A 9,834-nucleotide genomic window follows, 5' to 3' on the forward strand; every position below is an offset into this window, starting at 1 on the left:
CCCCGCAGATACCGCAGACCGGTCGCACGCTGATCCGCACGCGGCAACCCCGCGAACACCCCTGCCGCGAAGTCCTCCAACCGTGCCCGCACCCGAGCCAGCTCGCGTTCATCCACACACGGCAGCCAAACACCGCCACGATCCACATACAAGCGACACGCCACAACGACCTAACAAAGCACTACTAAGCGGCGTGCCTCTGCCGTTGGGCTACCCGGGCGTGGAGCCGGCGGCGGGACTCGAACCCGCTGCCTGCCGATTACAAGTCGGCTGCACGGCCTGTCGTGCTGCGCCGGCATGGTGCGTGTCCTCGGCGCGATTCGAACGCGCACTGTCGACGTCCTCAACGTCGGGCCTCTGCCGTTGGGCTACGAGGGCGGGGTGAACTGCGGGCGGCGGATCCGCACCTCCGATGGAGTGGCTACCGGGGCTCGAACCCGGGACCTTCGCCTTGGCAAGGCGACGCTCTACCTGCTGAGCTACAGCCACGCACGAGCCGTCGACCGGAGTGTCGGGCTCCCGGTACGATGCCGGCGGCGTCCTCGGAGAGATTCGAACTCCCGACCCCCGGATCCGTAATCCGGTGCTCTATCCGCTGAGCTACGAGGACGAAACGGAAGCGGTCGGGTACGCCTTCCTCGGCGACTCGACCCGGCTGCCGCACGGTCTGGCCCAGGTGCCGTACCGGTTTCCCGGCCGGTCGTCCTGGTCGACCGCTCGTGGACCTGGGCGGATTCGAACCGCCGACCCCCGGTCTGCCGAACCGGTGCGCTACCAACTGCGCCACAAGCCCATACGTCCGGAAACCCCCGAGTCGAACGGGGTGTCTCGCGCTCCCAAGGCGCGCGGGTTGCCGTCTCCCCCGCTCCGGATCGTCCGGCCGCCGGCGGATGTGCCGGCGGCCGGAACACGATGTCGACGCGACGCACTCGTGCGTGGCGTCGATGCTGTGCCATCCACTGTGGAGTTTTCAACGAGCCATGCCACCGGCCGGGGCCGGGGCGGTTGCACGGGCAGCAGGAGTTGAACCCGCATCTTCCGGTTTTGGAGACCGGTGCTCTGCCGGTTGAGCTACACCCGTAGGTCGATGGAAAGGAACTGGTCGAGCAGGTCCGGAAACGGAAACGCCGCCCGGTCCCGGATCTGGGTGGGCGGCGCGCGGATCGCTAACGGTCGCTAGCCACGCCACCTGCCCAGGTGGTGGTTCTTCTCGCTGCCGGCCAGGAAGCCGGATCGGCCGGCACAGGTCGTGGCGACCTCGCCGCGCGGCGTCAGCCATCGCGGTGTGATCGAGGTGTGCCACAACATGTCGGTCTCCTGACCTGGTCGGTTTCGTCTTGGTGCTGATCTCTACGGTAGGGCTACCCCCTGGACCGGGCAACCCTATTAGGAAACGCGACGGCATCCAGTCATCGGATCGGCACCCTGTTGTCCCCGATGTCTTCGCTCGCTACTGTCCCTCGGTGTCCATTTCGGAGAAGACGCGAAAGATCATCTGGGTCGAGGCTGGTGGCCGGTGCGCCATCTGCAAGGTTCTGGTGCTGACGCCGGGAACCGAGACAGATGACCCTTCCGTCTTTGGGGAGGAGGCCCACATCGTGGCTCGCTCCCCCGGTGGCCCCCGCGCGGGTGGCCTGGCCCCGGGCAGGCTCGACAGTCACGACAACCTCCTCCTGCTCTGCAGCAAGCACCACAAGCAGGTGGACGATCAACCACTTCGCTACCCGGTCGAAGAGTTACGGAGAATCAAACGCGACCACGCCGCGTGGAACGCCGCACTCGCGCCACGAAATCGGCCGGTACTCGTGCCGGATCCGAGGTTTGCCCAGCCGGTGGCCAGCGAGACCCTCGCAACGGGCAGCCGGCTCTGGAACCTGTTCGTGGAGTGCCCGGCGACGAGCTACACCTATCCAAACCACCTTGCCCCGGGGGACGGGGTTCTCATCGTCGAGTTCCTGAACCTGCTCAGGAGCTACGCGGAGAACATCCAGCACATGCGTGGCGCTCGCGAGCTGATGGACGCGGAGCATGCCCTCAACGGATACCTCGCGAAGCTCGCTGAGCGGAACTACTCCCTGGGCGCACAGGTGCGAAGAGCGCTGGCGGCCGGAACCGTACCTGGGGAGGCGGTGGCGTGGTACGAGTTGCACCTTGAGGTCCGGCCGGTCGGCGGCGGGCAGGAGCGGGATCCCGCTGACTCGCAGACCGGGCTGATCGTGCATCGATCTGGCGGGCGTAACGGTGAGGTACGCGGGCGCGGGGCACTTCCCCTCGGACGGCTCGCCACCGCTGCGGCGGGGGCACTGGTGGTCGCCGCTCTGTTCGTCGTCGGCTGGGTACTGCCCGAGACCTTTGACCGCGATGCGGCGAAGGACCGCATACGGGAGGCGTTCCAGTCCGACGACGATCTGCGCTACAGCATCGAGTTCTTCGACGAAGGCGACAGTCTTGTCCTCCCGCACGGTTTCAGACTGACCGACCCGCAGCGGCAGGTCCTCAGGAGTTTTCCTGACGATTTCGACGGCTTCCGTCAGTTGCAAGCCGACCTTCGCGCCGCCGGTGCCGCGAACCCGCACACCCTGACCCTCCGGGTGACGCTTGAGGGGCGCCGTAATCAGCCGATTCGCATTGACGACGTTCGGCCGATCAGTCTGCGGCGTACCGATCCCCACTCGGGCACATTGCTCGACATCCCGGCGCAATCGTCCGGGCAGACCATCCGAATGATGTTCGACTTCGACGAGGCCGACCCCCGCGCCCGGATCGCCGTGCCCGACGGGGGCGTCGGCAACGAGCCCGGAGATCTGTTCTTCAAACACCACACGTTGGAGGTCGGCGACCAGGCCGAGGAGGTCGTCGTGATCGAGTCGATCATCGGCCAGGGCGCGGCGACGTTCGAGATAGGCGTCGACTACCGAATCGGCGGTCAGGCCAAGCGTCTTGTCATAGACAACCAAGGCGTGCCGTTCGCGCTTACCGCCCTGAACTGCACGCAACGCAGCCGGCATGATCCGCAGAGGCACATCTACAGCGAAGGCCATGCCCGCTACGAGGAAATCTGGGAGCTCTCGACAGGGTTCACACTGACTCCAGTCGACCATCCCGACCGCTACGGAGTGGGCTCTCCCTACTGCTAGGCGTCTGTCGGCATGAGGGTGGGGATCGGCTAGCACGACACCAGCGCCGGTCAGCCCCCGGTGTCGCGTACGGCCGTCTCGTCGGCCGTCTCGTCGGCCGCCAGCCGGCGCAGGAGTGCACGCGTGCGGTCGATGCCGAGCAGGTGCCCGACCTGCTCGTGGAGAGCCAGTGCCTGGGCAGCCTGGGTACGCGCTTCGGCGATGCTGCCGGTGGCGCGGTGCACCTCGGCGAGGACGGCGCGGGCGCGGGCTTCGATGTGGCGATAGCCCGTCGCGGTCGCTATCTCGATCGCGCCGTCGATCATGAACAGGGCTGCCTTGAGGTCGCCCTGCCGGAGCGCGGTTTCGGCGAGCCCGATCCGGGCATCGGCTTCCTGATACCGGGTGCCGGCCGCGAACGCGATGTCCAGAGCCAACCGGTACGTCTCTTCGGCATCCGGGTGATCGCCGGCCAGCAGTTCGATGGAGCCGATGGTGTTTCGGATGTCTGCCTCGCTCGACCGGTCGCCGCTCTCCTCCACACCGGCCAGCGCGGTTCTGGCTCGATCGAGCGCCCGATCCAGCGCCCCGGTGTCCCGGTCGATCAGGGCCAGGACGCCCAGCGCGACCAGTTCGCCGGAGCGGTAGGCGGCCGCGCGGGCGAGGGCCAGGGATTCCTCGGCGCATGTGGTCGCCTGCGCGAAGTCGCCGAGGATCCGCATGGACTCGCCGAGGTTCGTCAGCGTGTAGGACTGTCCGGTGACCGATCCGGCCTCACGGTGCAGTGCCAGCGCGGCGCCGAAGTGATCCGCCGCGACCCGGGCCTGGCCGAGATCGAGGTAGACGAGCCCCAGATTGCTGAGATTGGTTGCCTGGTTGGCGATACGGCCGAGCTTCTGGTTGGCCTCGAACGCCCCGCGGTAGCTGCGGACGGCGAGTTCCAGCTGACCGGACTGAAGGTTGACGGTGCCGAGTCCGCCCATGGCCGCGGCCTGGCCCTCCAGCCAGTCCGCGGCCTCCGCGCCGCGGTGGGCCAGCGTGTAGTGGCGCGTCGCGACGGCGTAGTTGCCCTGGCACAGGTGCGCCGTCGCGAGGTTCAGGTGGGCGGTGGCACGTCCCAGGTCGTCGTGGATCGAGTCCGCCGCGGCCAGGCCGGCCTCTGCGACGGCCAGCCAGTCCACCATGTGGCGCTGTAGCCAGAAGTATCCGCGCAACCCGTCGGCGAGTATCCACCCGTCGTACGGACGGGTGGTGGTGGCATGTCGGACCGCCGCGACCAGGTTGGCGCGTTCCGCGTCGAGCCAGGCGATCGCCTGGCCGGAGTCGTCCGCGAAACACGTGCTGGGTGCCGGGGCACGGCCGGTCTCCGGCCGCAGCAGGTTGGGGTAGAGCAGTCGGGCGGCTTGGTCGACCAGGCCGAGGTAGTGCTCCAGCACCCGGCCCCAGGCGTGGTCGATGTGGGCGGCGGACTCGCTGCTTTGCGCGCGTTCCCTGCTGTACAGCCGCACCAGGTCGTGGAACGCGTACCGTTCGCCGGCTCGTGGTTCGACCAGGCTGATCGCGACGAGCCGGTCGAGCAGACGTTCCGTGACGTCTCGGGTCGCGCCGGACAGTGCGGCGGCGGTGGCCGGGTCGAAGCTGGGCGTCGGCAGCACGCCGAGCAGACGGAACAGTTGCTGTTCCTCGGGCGTCAACACCGCGTACGAGTGGTCGAGGGCCACCCGGACGGCGATGCTCTCCTCCCCTTCGACGGTCAGCCGGGCGAGGCGTTTGTCGGAGGCGATCGTCGCGACGTAGTCCGCTGTCGTCCACCGTGGATGGTCCGCGAGGTTCGCGCCCGCGATCCGCAACGCCAGCGGGAGGTGTCCGCACGCTCGGGCCAGCTCCTCGATGGGCTCCCGTGCGGTGTCCGCCCGCGTCCGGCCGATGATGCGGACCAGGAGTTCCCGGGACTCCGCGGGGGCGAGCGGGTCGACCGTCCGACGGCTCGCGTCGTGCTGGGCGACCAGTCCGGTGAGCCGGGCCCGGCTGGTCACGAGTATCACGGCGGGACCACCGGCGGAGAGCAGCGGCCGCACCTGTCCGACGGTGCGGACGTTGTCGAGCAGCAGCAGCATCCGCCGTTCGGCCGTGGACGCGCGCAGCAGCGCGGCGGCGTCCTCGGCGGTCGTCGGTATCTGCTCGGCGGCGATGCCCATCCCCCGCAGGACGGTGGCCATCGCTTCGACGGCCGATATCGGCACCTCCGGGGCATATCCCCTGAAATCAACGTAGACCTGGCCGTCGGGGAACCTGTGTGCGACGGTTCGTCCCCAGACGAGAACGGTCGCGGTCTTCCCGACGCCGGCCGCACCATCGAGGGCGATGACCGTCGGCGCCGAATCGTGGCGGGGACGGTCCAACTGTTCGTCGAGCCAGGCCAGGGTGGCACCCTGACCGACGAAGATCGGCACGGGGGCCGGGAGTTGAGGCGGTCGTCGGCCCGCGGAGTCCTCTCCGTGCCCGACGGTCGCCGGGGCACTGTCCGGCCGGGACAACTCGGGGTCACCGCGGAGCATGGCCTGGTGCAGGCGCTGAAGTTCCGGCCCGGGCTCGACACCGAGTTCGCGTACCTGGACATCGCGCAGTCGACGGTAGAGCTCGAGCGCTTCGGCGCGCCGGCCGATCCGGTAGAACGCGGTCATGAGGTGACGGTGCATGTCCTCCCGGAACGGATGCGCCGTCGCCAGCGGTTCCAGGTCGACGATCACCTGGGCGTTGTCGCCCGACTCCAGGTCGAGCGACGCCTTCTCCTCGACCGCGCCGATTCGTACGTCGTTCAGGCGCTGCGCCTCGCGGGCGACGGGCCAGGTGGTCGCCACGTCGGCGTACGGCTCGCCACGCCACAGATCCAGTGCCTCGGCCAGCAGCGCACGGGCCCGGCCCAGGTCGCTGCCGCGCACCGATCGCGCGGTGGTCAGGAGATGCTCGAACAGGCGCGCGTCGACCTCGTCGCGGTCCACGGAGAGCAGATAGCCACCCGAGCCGTGCCGGATCCGTTCCGCGTCGCCCAGTGCCTGCCGGAGGCGGCGCACATACACCTGGAGCGTCTTGCGGGCACTCGCCGGCGGCACGCTGCCCCACAGCGCCTCGATGAGGTAGTCGGCGGAACTCGGTTGGCCCGCGCGGCAGAGCAGCAGCGCCAGGAGCCTACGCAGCATCGGCGCGTCCAGACCCACGGGACGGCCCTCGCGCGACACCGCCAGAGGTCCGAGAACAGCGAAGGAGACCACTCCTGCTCACCTCCTGGCACGACCTGCCTCCGCCGGCCGTAGGGAGTATAGCCGCATGTCGATCATGCGCCGCTACCGTCGCGCAACCGTGCCGCTACCGCCGGCAACCATGCTTGCCTCTCCGCCGGACACCGACGGAAACGCTCATCACCACGGGAGAAACGATGACTGGCAGGAAGTCGTTCGCGCACGCGATTATCGTCGTGCTTCTTTCGTCCGCGGCGATCCTGATACCGAGCACGTCGGCGTTCGCCGCGAGATCGACGAACTGGCACCGGGTAGGCGGGAGCCTGGAGCAACGCAACTGGATCGACCTCGGCGTCGATGTCTCCTTCTACCAGTACGTCGGCCTGCAGACTTCGGTCTCCTTCGGATCGAGCGCGACCTCGGCAACCGCCTGCAAGATCACCGGTTGGCTGATCCTCCGGCGGGCCGGTCAGACGAGCACATGGGAAGGCCCCCGCAACACCTTCAACTGCCGGTGGGCCCTCGACAACACAGGCACGGCGGTCGTGAACTGGTGGCCGAACTGGTCCGGCTCCACCAGTGGCGACGTCGCACGGGGACGAGTCTGTGTCGACCTCTACTACAACGGGTCCTCCTCGTCCGGATGGCAGCGCTGCTACACCGGCCCGGAGGTCTGGAGAACGGAGTAGGGATCTTGTGCGCGTCACGACGGGCCCCTCCCGCACCCGACCTTGTCCATATCAGCGCCCGCCCCGGACGCCCCACCGCCAGCTGGCATCCGGACGATGCGATGACCGACGACACGCCCGACAACAGCGCCCGGCCCGTCGCCGTGGACGTGCGCCGCCACCTCCATCTGCCGATCGCCGATGCCGACGGTGTCACCCCGGACCGGACCTTCGTCTGGCCGGCGGCCGGCCCGGTGAACTGCTGGTGACCCCTCGGCCACACGCCGATCTCGTCGCCGACGCCGCCCCGCTCGCGGCGCCCCGGGGCGACCCGACCACCGAACCAGCCGCGTCCGCCCGCCTGGCCGGACGGCGGAAGAACGGTCATTCAACATCCAATCGAGGAAGGACTCCTGATGGTCAAGCGCACCTTGTCACCGATGCGAGCACTGCTCGCCGCCTGCGTCGCCGCCCTGATGGTGCTGGTCGTCCAGTCGCCGGCACACGCGGCGCTGCCCGACGGGCACCACCTGTACGTGCAGTTCGAACTGCGGGGGGCGGACTGGTCAGAGTCCTACGACGCCTACCTGACGATCACCAACGCGGTCACCAACGACGTGGGATGGGGCGACTTCAACTCGGACCCCCTTGGCGGCATTCCGGGTGACGCCATCCGGGCCTGCGACCGGCACGCTGACGGCTGGGGAGTCGAGATGCAAATGGACATCAACCCTGGAGCCTCCTTCCAGGTCGATCGCATCGCCACCACCCAGGGCCACAACTCCCCCTACTGCAGTGGCTGGCAGAGCGGGAACATCGCCGAGAACGCTCTCGTCGCACTCCGGGTCTGCATGGTCAAGGGCACCTCGAAGTACTGCTCCGCCATCCAACGGGCCCGCGCCTAGGAATCCGAGGAGCGAGATCCCTCCGGCGTCGCATCACGATCAGCGAAGCACGGACAGTCAGTGGCTGAACGGCACGTCGCCGTTCAGCCACCTGGCGTCGCGCAGGTGAACCGCCCGGGTTGCCGCACCAGACCAGGTCGTGCTGCCGGCGGTGGGCTCGGCGCCGCGGTCGACGGTACGGCGACAGGAACAGGGCACGCATAGGCTGCCACCATGAGACCCCCGGAGCCCACCGGCGCCGTGCTCGCCTGGGCCGCCCGGCAGGTGGGCGAAAAGGCGACAGCGGTCGTGGTCAAAGGGCTACGCGAGGGCGGCAACCCGTGGCTGCTGCGGATCCGGCACGACGGGCACGTGAGCGAAGCGGTCCTCAAGATAACCGCCCCGAACGACCCGGGCGGCTTCGCCACCGAGATCGCAGCACTGGGCGTGGCCAGGGATCGCCACGTCGGGGCACCGACGATCCTCGGGTTCGACACCGGCGCCGACGGCACCGCGGCCGTAGTCGAGACCGTCGTGCCCGGCAGCAGCACGATTCCGGTCGAGCCGACACCGCAACGGCTGCGCGCGCTGGGTGCCGCGGCCGCCGCGCTCCACGCTGTCGCCGCCGTCCCCTCGCCGGACCTGCCGGTACGCACCCGCCCGATCCCGGCCAGCGACTTCGCCCGGCAGCGCCGGCTCGGCCGTGGCCCCACCACACCGCTGCTCCAGGCGGCCGACGCGCACGTCAGCCGGCTTCCGATACCGGCGGGCAGGCAGGTGCTCGTGCACGGTGACCTCTGGCAGGGCAACACGTTGTGGGACGGCGACACGCTCACCGGCATCGTCGACTGGGACATGGCCGGGGTCGGCCACAACGGCATCGACCTGTCCTCGCTGCGCCTGGACGCGGCGCTCATGTTCGGCGGCGATGCGGCGGAACAGGTGCTGGCCGGATGGGAAGACGCGACCGGGGAACCGGCACGGGACGTCGCGTTCTGGGACGCGGTCACCGCGCTCAACATGCCAGGAGACATCGCCGTGTTCGCCCCCGCCATCCACGATCAGGGCAGACGGGACCTCACCGCCACCACCCTCAACGGGCGCCGCGACGCGTTTCTCCGCCGGGCGCTCGCCCGGCTCCCACAGCCCTGATCGTGGCTGCGGAACGCGCTCGTCGCGGTCGCGTACGGCTCCATCGCCTTGAGCCGGGCCCGGCGACGCGGCCCGCCGGCGCCGGTGACGGCGGGCCGCCCGGCGACGCTCCTATGGTGCGTCAAGTGGTTGATGGTGGGGTTTCGAGGCGTCGGTACAGCTCTCGGGCGATGTAGCGCTTGAGGCAGCGTTTGATCTCGCGGTCGGTTTTGCCTTGGGTGCGGCGTCGGTCGGCGTAGGCGCGGGTGCGTTCGTCGTATCGCAGCCGGGACAGGGCGACGGTGTGTAGGGCGCGGTTGAGTTGCCGGTCGCCGGAGCGGTTGAGTCGGTAGCGGACGGTCTTGCCGGATGAGGCGGGGATGGGTGCGGTCCCGGCGAGCATGGCGAAGGCGGCGTCGTCGCGGCAGCGGCCTGGGTGGGACCAGGCGGTCAGGACGGTGGCGGCGACGATCGGACCGACACCGGTCAGGGTGAGCAGGTCCGGGCGCCAGGAACGCACGATCGCGAGGATCGCCGCTTCGTGCCCGGCGGCCTCGGCCTGTAGTGCTCGGATGCGTCGGGCGAGGTCGCGTAGCACGGTCAGGGCTGTGGTGGTCTCGATGTCGCCGCTGGTCGTGGTCGGTCGGAGCCGGCTGGCGGTGGTGATCATCGTGGTGGTGGTCTGGCCGCGGAATCGGGTCCGGACCTGTTCGGGGGCGGTGACGACCATCGCGTGTAGTTGTCGTTGGGCGGTGGAGCTGGCCTCGACCGCGGCGCGGCGGGCGGTCAGCCGCAT

The 9,834-nt window shown here is 69.3% G+C and carries 8 protein-coding genes and 6 tRNA genes; 5 read left to right on the forward strand and 9 right to left on the reverse strand.

Annotated features, from left to right (window positions below):
• Window positions 1–221 precede the first annotated feature (221 nt).
• The 7 genes from AB0I42_RS36765 to AB0I42_RS36795 form a co-directional block, all read right to left on the reverse strand.
• A tRNA-Thr gene (locus AB0I42_RS36765) sits at window positions 222–297 on the reverse strand.
• Between the two features lie 8 nt (window positions 298–305).
• Window positions 306–378: transfer RNA gene (locus AB0I42_RS36770), tRNA-Leu, on the reverse strand.
• Between the two features lie 35 nt (window positions 379–413).
• Window positions 414–489 (reverse strand) — tRNA-Gly (locus AB0I42_RS36775).
• Window positions 490–537: 48 nt separating this feature from the next.
• Window positions 538–610, reverse strand: a tRNA-Arg gene (locus AB0I42_RS36780).
• Between the two features lie 110 nt (window positions 611–720).
• A tRNA-Ala gene (locus AB0I42_RS36785) sits at window positions 721–793 on the reverse strand.
• Between the two features lie 215 nt (window positions 794–1,008).
• Window positions 1,009–1,081 (reverse strand) — tRNA-Trp (locus tag AB0I42_RS36790).
• Window positions 1,082–1,176: 95 nt separating this feature from the next.
• Window positions 1,177–1,308 (reverse strand): hypothetical protein, encoded by a 132-nt coding sequence (locus AB0I42_RS36795; protein WP_357544399.1) that lies wholly within the window; start codon window positions 1,306–1,308, stop codon window positions 1,177–1,179.
• Window positions 1,309–1,463: 155 nt separating this feature from the next.
• On the opposite strand from AB0I42_RS36795, the gene AB0I42_RS36800 reads away from it, so the two are divergent.
• Entirely contained in the window at window positions 1,464–3,137 is a 1,674-nt protein-coding gene (locus AB0I42_RS36800; protein ID WP_357544400.1) for an HNH endonuclease signature motif containing protein, read from the forward strand.
• A 50-nt stretch (window positions 3,138–3,187) separates the two neighbouring features.
• Here the strand turns inward: AB0I42_RS36800 and AB0I42_RS36805 are convergent, their stop codons facing one another.
• Window positions 3,188–6,316, reverse strand: coding sequence for a BTAD domain-containing putative transcriptional regulator (locus AB0I42_RS36805; protein WP_357544401.1), 3,129 nt, complete (start codon window positions 6,314–6,316; stop codon window positions 3,188–3,190).
• 236 nt (window positions 6,317–6,552) lie between these two features.
• On the opposite strand from AB0I42_RS36805, the gene AB0I42_RS36810 reads away from it, so the two are divergent.
• The 4 genes from AB0I42_RS36810 to AB0I42_RS36825 all read left to right on the forward strand — a co-directional run bounded on the left by AB0I42_RS36810 (window position 6,553) and on the right by AB0I42_RS36825 (window position 9,059).
• Window positions 6,553–7,044: a hypothetical protein gene (locus tag AB0I42_RS36810; protein WP_357544402.1), complete on the forward strand. Its 492-nt coding sequence runs from the start codon at window positions 6,553–6,555 to the stop codon at window positions 7,042–7,044.
• 101 nt (window positions 7,045–7,145) lie between these two features.
• Window positions 7,146–7,292: a hypothetical protein gene (locus tag AB0I42_RS36815; protein ID WP_357544403.1), complete on the forward strand. Its 147-nt coding sequence runs from the start codon at window positions 7,146–7,148 to the stop codon at window positions 7,290–7,292.
• A 147-nt stretch (window positions 7,293–7,439) separates the two neighbouring features.
• Window positions 7,440–7,928 (forward strand): hypothetical protein, encoded by a 489-nt coding sequence (locus tag AB0I42_RS36820; protein WP_357544404.1) that lies wholly within the window; start codon window positions 7,440–7,442, stop codon window positions 7,926–7,928.
• Window positions 7,929–8,141: 213 nt separating this feature from the next.
• Window positions 8,142–9,059 (forward strand): aminoglycoside phosphotransferase family protein, encoded by a 918-nt coding sequence (locus tag AB0I42_RS36825; protein WP_357544405.1) that lies wholly within the window; start codon window positions 8,142–8,144, stop codon window positions 9,057–9,059.
• A gap of 121 nt (window positions 9,060–9,180) precedes the next feature.
• Here AB0I42_RS36825 and AB0I42_RS36830 read toward each other — a convergent pair.
• On the reverse strand, window positions 9,181–9,834 hold a 654-nt coding region (locus tag AB0I42_RS36830), incomplete at its 5' end, for a transposase (RefSeq protein WP_357544406.1).

It is taken from the genome of Polymorphospora sp. NPDC050346 (genome assembly GCF_040655695.1).
Lineage (GTDB): Bacteria > Actinomycetota > Actinomycetes > Mycobacteriales > Micromonosporaceae > Polymorphospora > Polymorphospora lycopeni.